Annotated in this window: 18 protein-coding genes; 11 read left to right on the top strand and 7 right to left on the bottom strand. The window is 40.1% G+C overall.

Going from position 1 to position 19007, the window contains the following annotated elements; genetic code table 11:
* Positions 1-6 precede the first annotated feature (6 nt).
* Together HC000_RS06335 and HC000_RS06330 are read right to left on the bottom strand one after the other, a co-directional pair.
* A complete protein-coding gene (locus HC000_RS06335) occupies positions 7-543 on the bottom strand; it encodes a GspH/FimT family pseudopilin (RefSeq protein WP_179807237.1) in 537 nt (178 codons plus the stop codon).
* 75 nt (positions 544-618) lie between these two features.
* Complete coding sequence (locus tag HC000_RS06330; protein WP_011327620.1) at positions 619-1170, bottom strand: GspH/FimT family pseudopilin; 552 nt, start codon at positions 1168-1170, stop codon at positions 619-621.
* Between the two features lie 160 nt (positions 1171-1330).
* Here HC000_RS06330 and glnB point away from each other — a divergent pair, with 160 nt between their 5' ends.
* Complete coding sequence (glnB, locus tag HC000_RS06325; RefSeq protein WP_011327621.1) at positions 1331-1669, top strand: nitrogen regulatory protein P-II; 339 nt, start codon at positions 1331-1333, stop codon at positions 1667-1669.
* Positions 1670-1729: 60 nt separating this feature from the next.
* Here glnB and HC000_RS06320 read toward each other — a convergent pair whose 3' ends face one another.
* Positions 1730-2494: an outer membrane protein assembly factor BamD gene (locus tag HC000_RS06320; RefSeq protein WP_011327622.1), complete on the bottom strand. Its 765-nt coding sequence runs from the start codon at positions 2492-2494 to the stop codon at positions 1730-1732.
* A gap of 141 nt (positions 2495-2635) precedes the next feature.
* Here HC000_RS06320 and rluD point away from each other — a divergent pair, with 141 nt between their 5' ends.
* The 3 genes from rluD to clpB all read left to right on the top strand — a co-directional run bounded on the left by rluD (position 2636) and on the right by clpB (position 7021).
* The gene (rluD, locus tag HC000_RS06315) at positions 2636-3613 is read left to right on the top strand and encodes a 23S rRNA pseudouridine(1911/1915/1917) synthase RluD (RefSeq protein WP_179807236.1); all 978 of its coding nucleotides are present in this window, start codon (positions 2636-2638) and stop codon (positions 3611-3613) included.
* Positions 3613-4347: a peptidoglycan editing factor PgeF gene (gene pgeF, locus HC000_RS06310; RefSeq protein ID WP_179807235.1), complete on the top strand. Its 735-nt coding sequence runs from the start codon at positions 3613-3615 to the stop codon at positions 4345-4347. The genes rluD and pgeF overlap by 1 nt, the downstream gene beginning before the upstream one ends.
* Positions 4348-4444: 97 nt before the next feature.
* Positions 4445-7021 carry an ATP-dependent chaperone ClpB gene (gene clpB, locus HC000_RS06305; protein ID WP_179807234.1) on the top strand — a complete coding sequence of 859 codons (2577 nt, stop codon included), beginning with the start codon at positions 4445-4447 and terminating at the stop codon, positions 7019-7021.
* A 61-nt stretch (positions 7022-7082) separates the two neighbouring features.
* Here the strand turns inward: clpB and HC000_RS06300 are convergent, their stop codons facing one another.
* Entirely contained in the window at positions 7083-8630 is a 1548-nt protein-coding gene (locus HC000_RS06300; RefSeq protein ID WP_179807233.1) for a PAS domain-containing methyl-accepting chemotaxis protein, read from the bottom strand.
* Positions 8631-9057: 427 nt separating this feature from the next.
* Here HC000_RS06300 and gshA point away from each other — a divergent pair, with 427 nt between their 5' ends.
* Together gshA and HC000_RS06290 are read left to right on the top strand one after the other, a co-directional pair.
* Positions 9058-10635 (top strand): glutamate--cysteine ligase, encoded by a 1578-nt coding sequence (gene gshA / locus HC000_RS06295; RefSeq protein WP_179807232.1) that lies wholly within the window; start codon positions 9058-9060, stop codon positions 10633-10635.
* Positions 10636-10768: 133 nt separating this feature from the next.
* Positions 10769-11380 (top strand): hypothetical protein, encoded by a 612-nt coding sequence (locus tag HC000_RS06290; RefSeq protein ID WP_058372888.1) that lies wholly within the window; start codon positions 10769-10771, stop codon positions 11378-11380.
* A 59-nt stretch (positions 11381-11439) separates the two neighbouring features.
* On the opposite strand, the gene HC000_RS06285 is transcribed toward HC000_RS06290, so the two are convergent.
* Positions 11440-12708, bottom strand: coding sequence for a CNNM domain-containing protein (locus HC000_RS06285; protein WP_179807231.1), 1269 nt, complete (start codon positions 12706-12708; stop codon positions 11440-11442).
* A gap of 61 nt (positions 12709-12769) precedes the next feature.
* Positions 12770-13576 (bottom strand): cytochrome c biogenesis protein CcsA, encoded by an 807-nt coding sequence (ccsA, locus tag HC000_RS06280; RefSeq protein ID WP_011327630.1) that lies wholly within the window; start codon positions 13574-13576, stop codon positions 12770-12772.
* Positions 13577-13828: 252 nt separating this feature from the next.
* Here ccsA and ffh point away from each other — a divergent pair, with 252 nt between their 5' ends.
* From ffh to rplS, 5 genes are all read left to right on the top strand, one after another.
* Positions 13829-15208 carry a signal recognition particle protein gene (ffh, locus tag HC000_RS06275; protein WP_011327632.1) on the top strand — a complete coding sequence of 460 codons (1380 nt, stop codon included), beginning with the start codon at positions 13829-13831 and terminating at the stop codon, positions 15206-15208.
* Positions 15209-15469: 261 nt separating this feature from the next.
* Entirely contained in the window at positions 15470-15718 is a 249-nt protein-coding gene (gene rpsP, locus HC000_RS06270; RefSeq protein ID WP_011327633.1) for a 30S ribosomal protein S16, read from the top strand.
* A gap of 17 nt (positions 15719-15735) precedes the next feature.
* Positions 15736-16272 (top strand): ribosome maturation factor RimM, encoded by a 537-nt coding sequence (gene rimM / locus HC000_RS06265; protein ID WP_011327634.1) that lies wholly within the window; start codon positions 15736-15738, stop codon positions 16270-16272.
* Positions 16272-17039: a tRNA (guanosine(37)-N1)-methyltransferase TrmD gene (gene trmD / locus HC000_RS06260; RefSeq protein WP_011327635.1), complete on the top strand. Its 768-nt coding sequence runs from the start codon at positions 16272-16274 to the stop codon at positions 17037-17039. Before rimM ends, trmD begins: the two co-directional genes overlap by 1 nt.
* Positions 17040-17072: 33 nt before the next feature.
* A complete protein-coding gene (gene rplS / locus HC000_RS06255) occupies positions 17073-17432 on the top strand; it encodes a 50S ribosomal protein L19 (protein WP_011327636.1) in 360 nt (119 codons plus the stop codon).
* 548 nt (positions 17433-17980) lie between these two features.
* Here rplS and HC000_RS06250 read toward each other — a convergent pair.
* Positions 17981-18814 (bottom strand): mechanosensitive ion channel domain-containing protein, encoded by an 834-nt coding sequence (locus tag HC000_RS06250; protein WP_086995304.1) that lies wholly within the window; start codon positions 18812-18814, stop codon positions 17981-17983.
* Between the last annotated feature and the right edge of the window lie 193 nt (positions 18815-19007).

Below are 19007 nucleotides of genomic sequence, written 5' to 3'. Positions count from 1 at the left end.
TTAGAGTTACCTTTCCTGGCATTTATCAGTCGATTTAATACGTATTCTGCCAGTTTGACTTACAGATAAAGCCAATCCTTCGAGATTGGCTTTATCGCTATTAGGGCAATATATAAAAGTCCCATTTTGAAAACCGTTTAATGAGCCATCGGGCCTAAAAGTAAGTGCCTCTCGGGGGTACTCTAAGCTATCAAACTCATGGGTGTGTTCAAAGGTGCTTAGCATTAGCTCATCGTTATTAAGAGAAGTAGATTTATCGTTATCGATAAATAACGATATTTGCTCCTCCCAATCACCTTTTTGACATTCATTGTTTTTTAACGCGCATAAAGTAACGTATGTACCGTTTTCTATGGCGTAAAGGCGAGCATAGTTAATATTTCGGTGTAATAAGTTTACTTGATTATCAGCACGGTTTAGCGCTAAAAAATCAGGAAAAAACCACATAGAAAGCTGGCTAATAATAGCCACAATAGCAATTGTTACCATTAGCTCAAGTAAGGTTATACCATTATGCTTAGTTGAATATGTTATTAACTTCATCCCTGAAGCCTTAAATGGAGAGGTGATTATTTTAGTTTAGTAAATAATCAAAAAATAACAATATGGAGCTTGTTTTTAACTGCACTTAAGGTTGGTGTCTCCAACGTAAAAGGCAGTGCCCGATTGAGATACAGTTAATGCTTTATTATTCTCGTTATCGCTATTAGGGCAATATATAAAATCCCCAGGGCTTGTGGTAATGCGGCCACTGGTGTTAAAACGAAGGCTGTTAACTTTACCGCTATATTCCACTTTATCATTTCTAGAAACGGCCTCCATTACACGCAATAGGCTATCATTATCTTTTTTGTAGTTGCCATCACGATCAGCATCGACAAATAAAATAACACTACTCGTCGCTCCCCATTGACTTTGACAAGTTAAAGTTGGCTGATTGCTTGCAACATTAGCGCTAGAAGCAGGACATACAACGACTATTTCATCGGTGCTTGCCGCTTGCGCGCGCGCATAACTAATATTACGTTTTAGTTCTAATAAAAAGTTCTCGGCGCGGTTTTCCTCTAGCATGTCGCTACTGTTCCACAATGCAATGGTGGCAATAATACCTACAATAGCCACAGTCACCATCAGCTCGAGTAAAGTGAATCCGTATTGTATTTTTTTCATATTGATCCCGTAGGTTACTTATTGTTTTAGTATAGCTATTTTTATTAGCATAATCATAGCATGGCAGATTGTTTTATCAGCGTAATACAGTCACTTTGTTTGCTATGAGCCTTGTGATTGTCTAAAATCGAGGCAACTGTAGCTTTAAAAAGTAATTAATATGAAAAAAATAGAAGCAATCATTAAACCTTTTAAGCTTGATGATGTGCGTGAAGCCCTATCAGAAGTAGGCATTACAGGTATGACAGTAACTGAAGTTAAAGGGTTTGGGCGTCAAAAAGGCCATACCGAGTTGTATCGTGGTGCGGAATACATGGTTGATTTTTTACCTAAAGTTAAATTAGATATTGTACTGGGCGATGATGATGTTGACCGTGCAATTGAGGTAATAATTAAAACGGCACAAACAGGAAAAATTGGTGATGGTAAAATATTTGTCACTGAAGTTGAGCGTGTTGTGCGTATTCGTACTGCAGAGGAAGATGAAGAAGCGATTTAAGCTTTATTACAACAAGTACGCTAAAAAGGCGCTTACTCAAGTTAGTAAGCGCCTTTTTAATTATTTATTTCTGCTGTTAAAAATTCGTGTTTGTTTAGCGTCTTCGCTAAGCTCACTTAAGCCTAACTTATCGTAGCTTTTTTCCATCATTTCAAGTGCAGAATTTAAGTAGCTGCTTTGCGAGTAATGTTCTACTACAAACTTACCGCGGTTAGCTGCTGCTAAGTAGGCTTCACGTTCATAATAGTAAGTGGCCACTTTTAGCTCATACCTTGCCATACGGTTTAACAACCACACTAAACGACGTTTTGCCTCTGGGGCGTAGTCACTTTGTGGAAAACGCTTAACCAAGGTTGATAAATCGGTAAAGGCCACACGTGTACGGTTAGCATCGCGGTCAGCTCTATCAACACCAAAATATTCTTGGAATGCGTTTTTATCGGCTTTAATGTTAACTAATCCACGCATGTAATACATGTAGTCTAAATCTTTATGATTTGGGTTTAAGCGAATAAAACGGTCGATTGTTGCTAGTGCTTGCTCGGTATTACCCGATTGGTAATGCGCATAGACTAAATCCATTTGTACTTGTTTAGAAAATGGGCCAAACGGGTAGCGAGAGTCAATAGCACTTAAAAGTTCAATTGCGCGTGCATATAAACCAGAATCTAAAGTTTGCTTGGCATCTTCATACAAAGCGTGAGCCGATTTATTAGGTACACGTTGAATGTCTTCTTGGTCAGGAGCCGACGAACAAGCACCTAAACTAAGCACTGAAACTGAAAAAACAATGGCGAATGCACGTTTCCCTATTTTATTTATCATTTTATTTGTTACCTTCGTTGTCTACGGCTAGGCCAAGTCGGTAAAACCGAGTAAACTATGCGTATTATATTATGCTTTTATTAAAAGCGATTCTAACCCAGTCGAGCAAAGCTTGCACTGGTAAATTGGGTAAAATTACTAATGTCAGAGCAAATTTCTCTTCAAGCCGACGTTCCAACCGACTTAGGTGGTAAACGTCTAGACCAAGTATTAGCACAATTGTTCCCTGATTATTCACGATCAAGGATAAAAACGTGGATTTTGGATGATAAAATCACCGTTGATGGCGAAATATTCAACACACCGCGCACTAAACTGCTTGGTGGTGAAGTACTTAATGTTGAAACAACCATTGAAGCACCTCGTGAATACATAGCGCAAGATATCAAATTAGACATTGTTTATGAAGATGATGATATTTTGGTAATTAATAAACCTATGGGCTTGGTAGTTCATCCTGGTGCAGGTAATCCAGATGGCACAGTGCTAAATGCATTGCTACATTACCACCCAGAAATTATTAATGTACCTCGCGCGGGCATTGTGCACCGATTAGATAAAGACACTACTGGCCTTATGGTGGTAGCTAAAACTATTCCGGCACAAACGCATTTAGTAACCGCACTGCAAAAACGTGAAAATTTCACGCGAGAATACGAAGCGCTTTGCAATGGCACAATGACCGCTGGTGGCATGGTTGAAAAGCCTATTGGCCGCCATGCAACGCAACGTACGCATATGGATGTACATGAACAGGGTAAGCCAGCCATTACGCATTACCGTGTTGCTGAAAAGTTTCGTGCTCATACACGTTTACGTTTACGTCTTGAAACCGGTCGTACTCACCAAATACGTGTGCATATGGCTTATTTAAATCATCCGCTTATTGGCGATCAGTCTTATGGCGGCCGTCCGCGTCCACCTAAAGGGGCAACGCCTGAGTTATTTGAATTGCTGCGTAGTTTTAAACGCCAAGCATTACATGCGGTTAAATTAAGTATTGCGCACCCAATTACGGGTGAAATGATGACATGGCAAGCACCTATTCCAGATGACATGGTTGCTATGACACTGGCACTGCGTGAAGACACAAAAGCTAATCCTGGCATAGATAGATAATGCAGTTTTTATCAGCAGCATGGCAAGTCCCTATAACAGGTGTGAGTACATTAAATACCACACGTGTAGGCGGTGTTTCAGAAGCGCCGTTTAAGAGTTTAAATTTAGGGCTGCATGTTGGTGATAATAAACAACAGGTATTAAAAAATCGTGCTTTGTTGGATAAGCATTTGCCAAATAGTGCTGTATGGATAGATCAAGTTCATAGTGGCGATGTACTCATTGTTGATGGGCAATTTAAATTTAACGCTCACCATCAAGGAGATGCACTATATACACAACTCGTTGCTCAGCCTTTGGCAATAATGACCGCCGATTGCTTGCCCATTTTACTTGCCAGTAACGATGGAAAAGAAGTAGCTGCCATACATGCTGGTTGGCGTGGATTAGAGCAAGGTGTAATTAAAAATACGCTAAACTGCTTTAATGCCAAAAAAAGTGAAATAAGTGCCTGGTTAGGTCCCGCAATAGGGGCTGATAAATTTGAGGTAGGTAGCGAGGTGTTTGCATTGTTTAATGCCCGAAACCCTTTGTTTGCCAAAGCGTTTAAAGCGTGTGCAAACCAAAAGTACCTTGCCGATATTTATCACCTTGCACGTATTCAATTGCGTCAATTAGGGATTATAAATATTACCGGTGGTGAGCACTGTACGGTTTCTCAAACTGAACAGTTTTTTTCGTACCGACGCGACGGCCAAACCGGACGCATGGCAAGTTTGATCTGGCGCAACTAATTTATCAATATAATAATTATATTTACTGCAACACCTTGAACAACCCCCCTAACATACCCATTATTTAAGCAATGAGTTTTATTAATAGGTAACCCCAATGCGTTTAGATAGATTTACCAGTAAATTTCAGTCTGCGCTTTCTGATGCGCAATCTTTAGCCCTTGGCCGCGATCATCAATTTATTGAGCCGGTACACTTAATGTATGCTTTGTTAAAGCAAAGCGGCTCAAGCGTGCGCGCGTTATTAGCACAAGCAGGTGTTAGTGCTGACGAGCTTAATACTAAGCTTTCCCAAGAAATAGAAAAACTATTTAAAGTGGAAGGCGTAGGCGGCGATGTGCAGCTATCGAACAACACTATATCCTTGATCAACTTATGCGATAAGTATGCGCAAAAGCGTAAAGATAAATATATTTCTAGCGAACTGTTTGTATTAGCTGCTTGCGACGATAAAGGCCCGCTGGGTAATATTTTTAAAACCTTAAATATCACCTCCGACAAAATAGAAACGGCCATTAATGCAGTGCGTGGTGGGCAAAAGGTTGATGATCCAAATGCCGAAGAAACACGCCAAGCACTTGAAAAATACACCATAGATTTAACCGAACGTGCAGAGCAAGGTAAGCTTGATCCGGTTATTGGTCGAGATGATGAAATTCGCCGAACAATTCAAGTTTTACAACGCCGAACTAAAAACAACCCAGTATTAATAGGTGAACCCGGTGTAGGTAAAACCGCGATTGCCGAAGGTTTAGCACAGCGTATTATTAATGGTGAAGTACCAGAGGGATTAAAAAACAAGCGGGTACTTTCGCTTGATTTAGGCGCGCTGGTGGCCGGTGCTAAATACCGCGGCGAATTTGAAGAGCGATTAAAATCAGTATTAAATGAACTGGCTAAAGAAGAAGGCCAAGTGATTTTATTTATTGATGAAATACACACAATTGTAGGCGCAGGTAAAAGTGATGGCGCAATGGATGCAGGCAATATGCTAAAACCGGCACTTGCCCGTGGCGAATTACATTGCGTAGGTGCCACCACTCTTGATGAATATCGTAAATACATTGAAAAAGACGCCGCCCTTGAGCGTCGCTTTCAAAAGGTATTAGTAGAGGAGCCTTCGGTTGAGGATACTATTGCTATATTACGAGGCTTAAAAGAGCGCTACGAGCTGCATCACTCTGTTGAAATTACCGATCCTGCTATCGTTGCTGCTGCGCAATTATCGCATCGTTATATTAGTGACCGTCAATTACCCGATAAAGCAATTGACCTAATAGATGAAGCGGGCTCTTCTATTCGTTTACAAATAGATTCAAAACCAGAGTCATTAGATAAGTTAGAGCGCCGTATTATTCAATTAAAACTTGAAGATAACGCACTCGCCAAAGAAAAAGACGAAGCAAGTTTAAAACGCCGTACTGAAATGCAAGAGCTGATCACCGAGCTTGAAGGAGAGTACAATGAGCTTGATGAGGTATGGACTGCCGAAAAAGCATCTTTACAAGGCACTCAAGTTATTAAAGCTGAGCTAGAACAAGCACGACTTGATTTAGATGTAGCTCGAAGAGCCAGCGATTTACAGCGTATGTCGGAGCTACAATATGGCCGCATACCAGAGCTTGAGCGTAAACTTGATTTAGCATCGCAAGCAGAAATGCAAGAAATGACCTTGCTAAAAAACCAAGTGGGCGAAGATGAAATAGCCGAAATACTCTCACGTTGGACCGGTATTCCAGTATCGCGGATGCTACAAGGTGAGCGAGAAAAACTATTGCAGATGGAAGAAAAGCTACATGAAAAAGTAATCGGACAAGATGAAGCCGTTGTAGCGGTAGCTAATGCTATTCGCCGCTCACGTGCAGGGCTTGCCGATCCTAATCGCCCGATTGGCTCGTTTTTGTTTTTAGGCCCAACCGGGGTCGGTAAAACAGAATTAACCAAAGCACTCGCCGGCTATATGTTCGACACCGAAAGTGCCATGGTGCGTATTGATATGTCTGAGTTTATGGAAAAACATTCAGTAGCACGTTTAGTTGGTGCGCCTCCTGGGTATGTTGGCTACGAAGAGGGCGGGTATTTAACCGAAGCCGTGCGTCGTAAACCTTACTCAGTTATTTTATTGGACGAAATAGAAAAAGCACACCCAGATGTGTTTAATATTTTGCTACAGGTTTTAGATGATGGACGTTTAACCGACGGTCAAGGACGCACGGTTGATTTTAAAAATACCGTTATCATCATGACCTCAAACTTAGGCTCAGATATAATTCAAGAGCAAGCGGGCAATAACGATTACGTTACTTTGAAAGAAAAAGTAATGAATGTATTAATCAATGAGTTTAGACCTGAGTTTATTAACCGTATTGATGAAACCGTTGTTTTCCACCCACTAGCTAACGAGCACATTAAAGAAATTGCTGACATTCAGTTGAGCAAATTACGAGAGCGTTTAACGCAAATGGGTTATTTACTCGAAATAAGCGACGCTGCTTTAGATCGTATTGCCGCAAGTGGTTTTGATCCGGTTTATGGTGCGCGTCCGTTAAAACGAGCTATTCAACAAACGATTGAAAATCCATTAGCGCAAAAATTACTCAATGGTGATTATATGCCAGGTAGTGTTGTTGTAATTGATGCAAATGACGACGGTTTAGTGTTTTCAAGCCGTTAAGCGTTATAAAGTAAAAACGAAAAAGCCGCTAACATAGCGGCTTTTTTATTTGTGCTGACAATTAAATTTTAAAAGTAAGCAGTAAGTCGTTGATCTTTCTTGAGCCTTCAACTAACTCAGCAGCGCCCCTGGCAACATTAAAACTTAAGTTTAAATTATCATCACCTAGGTTTTTAATCTGCTCTACATTAGTACCTATGTCGTGGCTCACTACTTGTTGTTCTTCTGCAGCAGCCGAAATACCAGTAGCGAGTTGCGCTATTTCGCTAATTTGAGTGAAAATGCTATCAAGCTCTTGCTGTGTTTGCGTTGTAGTATTTACACAACTGTCGGCTTGTTGCTTCGTGTTTTGCATTATTTTTGACCAGCTAAACAAGGTGTCTTGAATTTCCTTTATTGAGCTGTGAATTTGCGCAGTGGCATTTTGTGTTCTTGATGAAAGCGCTCTTACTTCATCGGCAACTACAGCAAAACCACGGCCATGCTCACCTGCTCTTGCAGCTTCTATGGCAGCATTTAGCGCAAGTAAGTTAGTTTGCTCGGCAATACCTTCAATTTCACTCATTACTTGGCCAATTTTATCGGCTTCTGAAGCTAGGCTGTTAGCGGTTGTTGCTGCTTGCTCTACCTGAACGGCTAAATCAGAAACCATGGCATTATTATCGGCAATGTGTACTTTTATATCGGAGCAACTTTGATAAGTAACACTTACTTTATCGGCAGTGGTGCAGGTGTTACTTGATATTTCACCTATAGTCGAACTCATTTGCGCCATTGCAGATGCTATTTGCTCAAGCTGCGAGCCTTGCGACGAAATGCCTTGCTCTGTGAGCGTTGACTGTTGATCTAAATTTAAAGCAATATCATTAAAGCTTAAGGTAGAGTCTTTCATACGCCCCAGTACAGTGCGTAATTTAGCGCTTAGCATTTGCTCTCTGTAATCACTAATACTGTGAGGGTGTCGGCCACTATATATATAACGAGATATAGAATCGGCCTGTTGTTTTTGCTGCTTTAATATTCTTGGCGTTGTTATTAGCTCATCATAATTTAAAGCAAGTATAACTAAGCAAACCACTAAGCTAATTAGTGCAATAGCAAATGAAGCCCATACAGCAGTTGCAACTAACCAACATAATAAAGCAAATACACTTAAGCTTTGTCTTAAACTTGTGCGTTCGCGCCAATTAAAGAATGACTTTTTAGCATTTACTTTACTGTAAAATAGTTCTGCACGGCGTTTTAACTGTGGGCTTAATTTGGTTCTTACAGATTGATAACCAATTAACTGGCTGTGCTCAAAAATAGGAGTTACAAATGCATCAACCCAGTAATAGCGGCCATCTTTACAACGGTTTTTAACTGCGCCGCGCCAAGAGTGGCCTTGCTTTAATGTTTCCCACATTTCTTTAAATGCAGCTTTTGGCATGTCAGGGTGGCGTACTATACTATGATTTTTACCAGTAAGTTCTGCTATATCATACCCGGCTATAGTACAAAATGCTTGATTAGCGTAAGTGATCACTCCGCGCAAGTCAGTTGTTGATACCAGTTCTTGTTGTTCTTCGAAGGTCACTTCTTCATTTATTAAGCTTTGATTACGACGCATATTATTCTTTAATCATCCTTTGTAATACTTATTATTATACTTGCTTATATAAAGCGGTAGTAGGGTAATCCCATTATGAAGGTCACTCAGTTTATTTATTGCCTGTATTTGTGATCTAAATCAAGATTAAAGTTATATAAGCTATATATAACATACCAGTATGGGACTAATACGGCTAATAGTTAGCTAATTATTTACTTTAGTACGGTTAGCTTTTGTTTTGATAAGATAAATAATAGTGCAAAGCAATTGTATATTTTGTATAGCAATGGCAAGATTATCGTTTATGGCGTTAAATAAAGCGTGTTTAAAGCAAAGCATATACAATAGAACTATAAATAGTATTTTTTCTTAGTATTTATCTTGAGTATAGGTAATTAGACCCCATAACCTTATGATTAAGCCACTTGGCTCGAGGAAGTATTTTTTGGCAACACATGATCTAACAAACGCGCTTGACGCTCTTTCAGTAACGCAGCATAAACATGCAATTAACGGAATAAAACGTGGTATTGAGCGTGAGTCACTAAGAATTAAAAGTGATGGCGTTATCTCTGCACAAAAACACCCAGAAGGGGTGGGCAGTGCGCTTACCAATGGCCAAATTACGACCGATTTTTCAGAGTCGTTACTTGAATTTATTACCCCAGTTAGTGAATCGTCCACACAAACGCTGCAGCAATTAAAAGACTTACAAAAGTTTACCCTAGAAAAAATGGGTGACGAATTACTTTGGCCTATTAGTATGCCGTGCTTTATTGAACATCAAGACGACATAGTTATTGCGCAATTTGGCAGTTCAAATGTAGGGCAAATGAAAACACTTTACCGTGAAGGGTTAAAAAACCGTTACGGCAGTATGATGCAAGCTATTGCTGGTGTGCATTTTAATATTTCGTTTCCAGATTCATTGTGGCAGTCATTACATACGCTAAAAAATAGCGACCTTAGTTTAGAGGATTTTATATCTGATGGTTACTTAGCGCTTATTCGTAATTTTAAACGTGAATTATGGCTGATCAGTTATTTATTTGGTGCATCACCTGCGTTATGTAGTTCGTTTTTACAGGGTAGAAAAACCGATTTACCATTTAAAAAGCTAGGTAAAGGCACCCTGTATTTAGAAGTAGGCACTGCGCTGCGCTTAGGTAACTTAGGTTACACCAATAGCGCACAATCATCACTGCGTGTAATGTATAACTCGTTAGATGAATATGTAGCTGGTTTGAAAAAATCAATTAACACACCTTCAGATATTTACGGCAACCTTGACGATTACACCAGCGAAAATCCAAAACAGTTAAATAAGAATATTCTGCAAATAGAAAACGAATTTTATTCGCCAATTCGCCCTAAACGTAATGCTAAAAACGGTGAAACACCAACAGATGCACTACTTAGAGCCGGTATTGAATATGTCGAAATTCGCGCATTAGATGTTAATCCATTTAGTGAAGTGGGCATAGATATAGAGCAGTTCCACTTTTTAGATGTGTTTTTAACTTATTGTTTATTAAAAAGCTCACCGGCAATGGATTGGGAAGAGCAAACACGCAGCACAGAAAATCTTGATACAGTAGTAAATAAAGGGCGAGAAAAAGGCCTTGAACTTAATTACTTTAATCAACCGCGTACCCTTCAATCTTGGGGTGAAGATATATTTTCGCAATTAAGTGAAGTGGCAAAATACATGGATACTGCCTACGGCGTTAGTTATTATTCAAGTACTATTGAGCGCATGGCAACTTGGATTAATAACCCAGAACTTACATATTCTGGGCGTTATGTAGCTGAGTTAGAAGCTTCAGGGCTAGATAACGGCCATTATGCGCTAGCAATTGCTGAAAAGTATAAGCAAAGCCATCAAGCTGCAGACTATCAAGTGTTTTCAAAGCAATGGTTAGAGGAGCAAGTTACACGCTCTAACGACGCTCAGCGTGCTATTGAGCAAAGTGACTCAGTATCATTTACCGCATTTTTAAATGCTTATTTTGATCCTAAATAAATAGTTAGTTTTAAGCAAAAAAAACGCAGCTCAAGGTAGCTGCGTAATTATTTTAGGGAAGAAACAATGCTGCTCTGCTGCATTGTCAAAATCAGACTACTGATTTTTGCAAAAGTTCAGCGAGATAAACCAAATGAAAAAAAATGTAGTTGTTTTATCATTAGCGCTTAGTTTAGCCGGTTGTGCCACCGCTCCACCAAAGCAGCCTGATGATATTTGTAAAATTTTTGAAGAAAAAAGAAGTTGGTACTTTGGTGCCAAAGATGCTCAAGAAAAATGGGGCGCTCCCAAGCACGTACTTATGAGCATGATGTACCAAGAAAGCTCGTTTAAACATGACGCAGCTCCACCAATGCAGTATTTCTTATGGATTATTCCTACCGGTAGAGCAAGCTCTGCTTATGGCTACTCACAAGCAAAAACGATGACCTGGTCTGATTATATTCGTGAAAGTAAGAATAGTGGCGCCGATAGAGACGACTTTGATGATGCTATCGACTTTATGGGCTGGTTTGCTTATAAAACCCATAAAATAAACGGCGTATCTAAATGGGATGCCTACGGTCAGTATCTTAATTATCACGAAGGGTGGGGCGGTTACAAACGCGGTACTTACAAAAAGAAAAAATGGTTAATGGGTGTGGCTAATAAAGTAAAACACCGTGCGAGCCGTTATGGTGCGCAGTTAAAGCGTTGTGAAGCAGATTTAAATAAAGGGTGGTTAGAGCGTTTGTTTTTTGGCTAATAACATCTGTTGTATTTATTTAGCCTACAAAAAAGGAGCCAATTGGCTCCTTTTTTAGTTTATTTTTTACGTTTTTTCGGCTGTATTTTAACCAGCTTTATCATGTTTTCTTTTACTTCAAGTACTTCAATAGGGTAGCCGGCAATACGCAAACTTAAATTGGCATCAGGAATGTTTTCTAAATACTCAACTATTAAGCCGCTGAGTGTTTTAGGCCCGTCGAGTGGAAACTCCCAGCCCATTTCTTTATTTAAGTCGCGCACGTTAGCACCGCCATCTACAATGCACGAGCCATCGGTTTGTGTGGTTACTTCTTCGCTTGGCGTACGAGTTTGGGTGGTGGTAAAATCGCCTACCACTTCTTCAAGTATATCCTCTAGGGTAACTAAACCTTGAATGTCGCCATACTCATCTACCACCAAGCCAATACGCTCTTTAGATTGCTGAAACTTTAATAGCTGCGTATTTAGTGATGTGCCTTCAGGAATGAAATAAATTTCACGTACAGCGCGTAGCAACGATGGTTTATCAAATTGCTCTTTTGTAAGTAACCTAAGCGCATCACGCGAATGAATAAACCCCACCGCGTCATCTATGTTATCTCTATATAACAATACACGCGTATGTTGTGCATGAGTCAGTTGGCGGCTAATAAGTTTCCATTCATCGTTAATATCTATGGCCACAATTTCGTTACGTGGGATCATAATATCTTCAACGGTTACTTGTTCTAAATCTAAAATTGAGGTCAACATGCTTTGGTGACGCGCAGGAATAAGTGCACCAGACTCATTAAGTACTGATTTTAGCTCTTCTTTACTCATGCTGTGCTCATCTATTTGTGCCGCACTAATACCAAATAACCGCAATATGCCGTTGGTTAGCCAGTTAACAACAACGACAAATGGGAAAAGGATTTTTAGTAATCCTTTAAGCACAACAGAACTTGGGAAGGCAACTTTTTCAGGGTAGAGAGCAGCAAGTGTTTTTGGGGTTATTTCTGCAAAAATAAGCACTACTAAGGTTAACGCACCTGTTGCCACAGCAATACCTAAATCACCGTATAAACGAATACCAATAATAGTAGCAACTTGTGCAGCGGCAATATTAACTAAATTATTGCCGATTAAAATTAAACCAATGAGCCTATCCGGACGACTAAGTAATTTACTGACACGTTTAGCAGCGCGATGATTCTCTTTGGTGAGATGTCGCAGGCGTATACGATTGATTGACATAATTCCGGTTTCTGAGCCAGAAAAATAAGCAGAAAAAAGTACCAAAAAACCTAAAATGATAAACAAGGTACTGGTCGATATGGCGTCCAACGATGGATCCTTTTATTATAAACTAGCGTGTATTAGGCTAGAGTGAGTTAGTAGAGTCAAGTTAAAATTTATTTAGAATAACTTCTTGTATAAAACGACTGCCAAAATAAGCCAGTGTAAGAATAAAAGCAGCAACCATAATAGCAATAACCACAGGTTTACCACGCCAGCCTTTTTTCATATGGCCAAGCGCAATCACAGCAAAAATACACCATGCAACAAGCGATAATATCGTTTTATGGATAAATTGAGTAGCGAACATACCATCGAGAAATACAAATCCCGACAATAGTGCCAAAGTGAGTAATATAGTACCTAAGTTAACCAATTGATACAGTTGGCGTTCAACCACCATTAGTGGTGGTAAATGGCTGTGTACAATAGCTAAATCTTTACGCTTTAAGCGCTTATCAATAAAGTAAAATTGTACGCCATATAAAGTAGCAATAATTAAAATACAGTAAGCGAGTAATGATAACGAAATATGGGTTACTAAGCCCACATCAACATCAATACTTTGCAGTAAAATATGGTGTGGTATAAACAAGCTTGCCATAGTTAGTAGTGCAGCAAAGCCGTACACGACCGGCAATAATAAGGTCGCCGGAAACTTTAACGATACCGTAGTGACAGAAATCACAATAACCCAGCAGGTTAAAAGCGCCACATTGACAATACTTAAATCTTGTCCGTCTGCTCTAAAAACCGAATTTACTAACAACAGCATGTGCGCCAAAATAGCCACAGTACTCAATATAATAGTTAGCTTTTGGCTAGGCCCTTGTTGATGAAACAACCGTGAGAGCACGTAAGACGTTGCTAACACATAAAATAAACTGGCAATAATAGTTAAGCTAATAATCAGCATTGTGCTTGGGCCACTTAATTTGAGTCAAATAATTAATGATTGTTATATAGCCATTGTATTTTATAGCAAAGCAAATGCATAGACCTTAAAAAAAGAAACTCAACAAGCTGCACTTGAACACTGTATTGTAAGACACCATTTACGGTATACTGCTTTTAATTGAAATTTAATAATATTAATTCTATTAATACAGCGCACAGAGTTAAAGGCGCTTTAATTGGATTGGTATAAACGTCTTATCGGAACCGTAATATGTTTGAGAATCTCCAAGAACGATTAGGTAAAACCTTAAAAAACATTAGTGGCCGTGGCCGCCTAACAGAAGAGAATATTAAAGACACTCTTCGTGAAGTGCGCATGGCATTTTTAGAAGCCGATGTGGCGTTGCCCGTTGTTCGCGATTTTGTAAAACAAGTTAAAGAGCGTGCGGTAGGTGTTGAAGTTACAAAAAGCTTAAGCCCAGGCCAAGTATTTGTAAAAATAGTACGTGAAGAACTCGAAAAAGCCATGGGTGAAGCCAACGAAGAGCTAAGCCTAAATGCACAACCCCCTGCTGTTGTTATGATGGCGGGTTTGCAAGGTGCTGGTAAAACCACCAGTGTTGCTAAACTGGCTAAGTTTTTAAAAGAGCGCAAAAAAAAATCAGTACTCGTAGTAAGTGCCGATGTATACCGTCCTGCAGCAATTAAGCAACTAGAAACGCTCGCTGCTGAAGTTGGTGTTGATTTTTTCCCAAGTGATATTTCGCAAAAGCCGGTTGATATAGCAACCGCAGCTATTTCTCATGCGAAAAAGAAATTTATTGATGTGGTATTAGTCGATACTGCAGGTCGACTGCATGTTGATAGCGACATGATGGATGAGATTAAAAATCTTCACAAAGCAATTAACCCAATCGAAACCTTGTTTGTTGTAGATGCAATGACAGGTCAAGATGCGGCAAATACAGCTAAAGCATTTGACGAAGCCCTGCCACTTACCGGTGTTATATTAACAAAAACCGATGGTGATGCGCGTGGTGGTGCTGCTTTATCTATTCGTCATATTACCGGTAAGCCAATTAAATTTATGGGTGTGGGTGAGCGCATTGATGCACTTGAGCCTTTCCACCCTGACCGCATAGCGTCACGTATTCTAGGCATGGGTGATGTACTTTCATTGATCGAAGAAGTCGAAATGAAAGTAGATAAAGAGCAAGCTGCCAGAGTCGCTGAAAAAGTATTTAAAGGCGCTGGTTTTACCCTTGATGACTTTGCGGATCAACTTAAGCAAATGAAAAACATGGGCGGCATGATGTCGATGCTAGATAAATTGCCAGGTATGTCTAACTTACCCGATGCTGTTAAAGGTCAAATGGGCGATAAAACCTTTATTCAAATGGAAGCCATTATTAGCTCAATGACAAAAAAAGAGCGCGCCCGCCCAGAAATCATTAAAGGGTCACGTAAAAAACGTATTGCAGCAGGTTCTGGTACGCAAGTACAAGAAATTAATAAACTACTAAAACAGTTTACCCAAATGCAAAAAATGATGAAAAAAATGAAAGGCAAAGGTGGCATGACCAAAATGATGCGCGGCATGAAAGGTATGTTACCGCCGGGGATGATGGGTGGCGGTGGCCCTAAATTTTAAAGTTGAGTTTAACGTTAGCTTAAATGTAACGATATAAAATATATGAAAAGGAGCAAATGGCTCCTTTTTTGTTGAATAAATTATGCGTGCTAAACGCTATTAACGCTAATTTAAAGTTGGGATCACGCTTTAACCTACTAAACTGGCTTTTAGCATCACTTCTTACTTGCATTGTTGCTAAAAACTCGTACAATTCCCCAGCTCCCCATTCTGGGGAGTAAATCTTATTAATGAAAACAGTCAATCTTTATAGAGGACGGTATGGTAACTATTCGTTTGCAACGTGGTGGCGCTAAAAAACGCCCTTTCTATCAAATTGTGGTTGCGGATAGCCGTTTCTCGCGTGACGGTCGCTTCATCGAGAAAGTAGGCTTTTTTAACCCAATTGCTGCAGGTCAAGAAGAAAAAATTCGTTTAGATTTACCACGTGTTGAACACTGGGTAGGTCAGGGCGCGTCTCTTTCAGATCGCGTAGCTAAGTTAGTAAAAGACGCTCGTAAAGCGGCTTAATAGGCGTAAGTGTAACCATGAGTCAAGAGAACACCTCATCAATAATTGTCGTAGGAAAGCTCGGTGCCCCGTATGGTATAAAGGGCTGGCTTAAGGTACATTCATTTACTGATGATCCCGCAGGGATCTTCGATTTCAGCCCGTGGTTGATAGGGCAGCAAGGTAAATGGCAGACCTTAGAAGTGGTCGACTGGCGTCGCCACAACAAAGGCTTTATCGCTAAATTTGCGCAAGTAAACGATCGAGACGAAGCAGTGGCTTATACCCACGCAGAAATCTCAATGGATTCAGCGCAATTACCAGAACTCCCGCAAGGTGAGTTCTATTGGCGAGATCTCATTGGCATGTCGGTTGTAACTGATAAAGGTTACGATTTAGGCATTGTTGATGACCTAATGGAGACAGGGTCAAATGACGTACTGGTTGTTAAAGCAAACAGTAAAGACGCATTTGGTCAAGCTGAGCGTTTAATTCCGTTTTTAACTGATACAGTTATTATCGAAGTTAAACACGACGCAAGAGAAATTACCGTAGACTGGGATCCAGGGTTTTAATGACGCAAACGAGTTCATTATGGGTAGGGGTGATAAGCCTTTTTCCTGACATGTTTGACGCTATTACAGACCAGGGTGTTACCGGTCGCGCAGTAAAAAGTGGCTTAATTGATTTTAACTGCTGGAATCCGCGAGACTACGCTTTAGATAAGCATAGAACCGTGGACGATCGTCCTTACGGGGGCGGACCAGGTATGTTAATGATGGTTGAGCCATTAAAAAAAGCGATTGCCGAGGCTAAAAAAGCTGCAGGTGATGGTGCTAAAGTAATTTATATGTCCCCACAAGGGCGCAAACTAGATCAGCAAGGAGCTAGCGAACTCGCAAGCTCTAAAAAACTGATTTTGATTGCCGGTCGCTATGAAGGTATAGATGAGAGAATAATAGAGTCATACGTTGACGAAGAATGGTCAATTGGTGATTTTATTTTGAGTGGTGGTGAACTACCAGCCATGACATTAATTGACGCAGTAGCGCGATTAGTGCCTGGCGTATTAGGTCATAACCAATCAGCAGAGCAAGACTCATTTTCGGATGGCTTGTTAGATTGTCCTCACTATACACGGCCAGAAACATTGGACGACAAACAGGTGCCTGCTGTATTGCTCAGCGGAAACCACCAAGAGATAGCAAAATGGCGGCTTATGCAGTCATTAGGCAGAACTTGGCTACGCCGTCCTGACTTGTTGCATAACCTAGCTCTGACTGAGGAGCAAGCGGTATTACTCGCGAAATTTCAGCAAGAGTACCAAAAAGCTTGTGGCTAGAAGACAGTTACACCTAGGAAAGTGAGAAACATAATGGCAAAAGTAAACCAAAATATTATTAAAGCGCTTGAAGATGAGCAGCTTAAAACAGACGTACCTGCATTCGGCGCTGGTGATACAGTAGTTGTACAGGTAAAAGTAAAAGAAGGTGCTAAAGAGCGTCTACAGGCCTTTGAAGGTGTTGTAATCGCTAAGCGTAATCGTGGTCTTCACTCAGCATTCACAGTTCGTAAAATTTCGAACGGTGAAGGCGTTGAGCGTGTATTCCAAACGCACAGCCCTCTTATTGATAGCGTAACAGTTAAGCGTCGCGGTGCAGTTCGTCGTGCTAAGCTTTACTATCTACGTGAGCGTTCTGGTAAATCTGCACGTATTAGAGAAAAACTTAACTAATACGCGCTGTTTATCAACGCAAAAAAACGGGTTGCATCCTTCGGGTTGCAACCCGTTTTGGTTTCTATAACATAAAATTTCAGGCTAAATACTAAAGCTTAAACCACAGCTGTCGGACTAGGAGTCGCACTGTCGTAATATTCACCAGTATAGTTAGGCTTCCTTTATTGCTAAACACAAAGTGCACCTCGATAAATTTTTATCAATATGTGTTTTAAACACCTTTTCAACTTACCCGCAGAATACGTAATAACCCAATTAACGCCAGTATGAGCATAACTTTGCTCAAGTAAAACTTAAGCTAAATATACCTAAGCCAAATAAAGCACAGAAAATAAAAATTTGGCAGATGAATTATAGTATTTAACCTTGAGCTCAGGTTATTTAAGGAAGTAGGGTGATGAAAATAGCTCAAAAAGTGGAGCCAAGTGTAACTAGGTATAACTTGAAGGGGTATTGGATGGGCAGTAAGGATTGCGGTAAGGGCGCTTTATACGACCTTACCGCGACTAAGTTATTAGGCTAGTTGAACCTATGCACAATACAAATTACTTAACGTTATGAACATGTACATCGCGTTGTGGGAAAGGAATAGAAATACCTTCTTTATCAAACGCTTTTTTCACTTTTTCTTGCATATCCCAGTAGTAAGGCCATAAGTCACCTGTTGCAACCCAAGCGCGAAACATTAAATTAACTGAGTTATCGCCAAGGCTGGCAACACAAATACGTGGTGCCGGATCTGTTAAAGAGCGCTCGTCTTCTTCAAACAGGCGTTTTAAGATAGCTTTTGCCGTATCTATGTCGTCGTTATACGAAATTCCAAAGGTCATATCACAGCGGCGTTTGTCATAAATACTTACGTTCACTAGTGTCGCATTCGATAGGCTACCGTTTGGAATAACAATGCGGCGGTTATCGAAGGTATCTACTACCGTGTATAAAATTTGAATTTCGACGACTGCGCCCATAAAGCCCTGTGCTTCGATAGTATCGCCAACCTTGAACGGTTTAAAAATTAGCAACAGCACACCGCCAGCAAAATTAGCTAGACTGCCTTGCAGTGCAAGACCTATTGCCAGGCCTGCAGCACCAATCACCGCGATGAACGAGGTGGTTTCGATACCTACCATAGAGGCCACCGAAATAAGCAGCATAATTTTCACTACAGCACTAATTAAGCCACATAAAAACTTGTTTAGTGTTGGATCTTTTTTGCCTAGTCGATTATCTAAAACCTTAACAAAACGGTTGATCAGCCATAGGCCAACCAGTAAAGTAATAATAGCGAGCACAAATTTTGGTGCGTAAGTCATAACGAGTGATATGGCTTGGTCTATTAATTGTGAAGCGTCTACATCTGTTCCTAAAACTTCTTCCATTTTATGGATCCTGTTTATTTTATTTACTATATGAATAATATAAGAATAAACGTGATAACTCTACTATGCAACAAATGCAGGCTTTTTAGCTTGCTAATTTACTTTTATTGACTGCGGCTTTTAGGGTAAATAATTAATATTTACTTTAAAGGTATTCGTTGCTTCTCAAAGTATTGTTTTTCAATTTAACCTT

The organism is Pseudoalteromonas sp. MIP2626 (genome assembly GCF_013414205.1).
In the GTDB taxonomy this organism is placed as follows: Bacteria; Pseudomonadota; Gammaproteobacteria; order Enterobacterales; family Alteromonadaceae; genus Pseudoalteromonas; species Pseudoalteromonas nigrifaciens.
This window is presented reverse-complemented; position numbering and strand designations above follow the sequence as displayed.